General features: G+C 55.0%; 1 protein-coding gene. It reads right to left on the bottom strand.

Annotated features, from left to right (window positions below; all coding sequences use genetic code 11):
* Positions 1 to 46 precede the first annotated feature (46 nt).
* Positions 47 to 976: NINE protein (locus G6N77_RS19535; protein WP_205678454.1), on the bottom strand; the 930-nt coding region annotated here is incomplete at its 5' end.

The raw sequence follows: 976 nt of genomic DNA on the forward strand, positions 1-976 counted from the left end.
GGCCTAAGGGGCTTGAGGCTGAATGGCAAGGGACACTTTGTGAGCCCTAAGCCAGCGGAATGCCGTGTGCGTCCCTCTTGAAGGCTTTGGCATCACTGATGATCATGACGCCTTCTATGACGCCCCACAGGACTATGAGCCCATAAGTCGCCGCAAAAAGGAGTACAAAGGCGCTGGCCTGCAGGACACCAATTCCCGTGTGTCCGAGGTAGAAGCGATGAATGCCGAACATGCCAAGGAAAATTCCCAACAGGCCGGCGATGCGACGTGATTTTTGATTTCCGATGGCCGGGGTGGCCAACCATTGCTGTTTTACAACCTGCTTGGCCCGAATGAGTTGCATGGTATTCAAAGTCCAGCGCTGGCCGTCCCAATACCTTGCGCTGAGACCGTCCTGCTTGTACCAGCCAGCAGGCACGCCGCCAATGCGCAAAAATCCGTCTACGGCGGCGCTGGCGGTTGGAACCACCCTGGTCTTTGGGTGGGGTGCCGGATGCTGCTGGTTGTAAATCGTCAGCTCCATGTGGGCATTGGCTTGTTCGACGGTCATCCGCCCGCATGCAACGGCCATGTCCAATTCGGCCACCAGGCGGTCATGATCGGCTCGAGCGGCTTGTTGCTGCTGCAGGGCCAACATCGCGGACGTGTTGGCGGCGATCTGTTCCTGGAATTTCAATTGCTGGCGACCGGTGACAAAACTTCCAACATTGGCGGCGGTGTTGAGCCGGTTGCCCTTCATCTTTCCCATTATTTTCCCCTTGATAATGTAATCCTTGAAGGTGTAAACCGTGGCAAAAAAATCCGGTGGACCACCCGCTTCCAACTTATCATTGCGCCAGTGGGCGAAGTGCCTTAGAAAATCGCGCAATTTAGCAGCGCATACGTTCGGAGAACTCTTTAGCTCAAAATGCCATTTGGCAAGCCGATAATTGCACAGGCGATTCGATAATTGGACCAGTTCTGGGCCCTCCAACTT

It is taken from the genome of Arthrobacter silviterrae (assembly GCF_011045165.1).
Classification (GTDB): Bacteria; Actinomycetota; Actinomycetes; order Actinomycetales; family Micrococcaceae; genus Specibacter; species Specibacter silviterrae.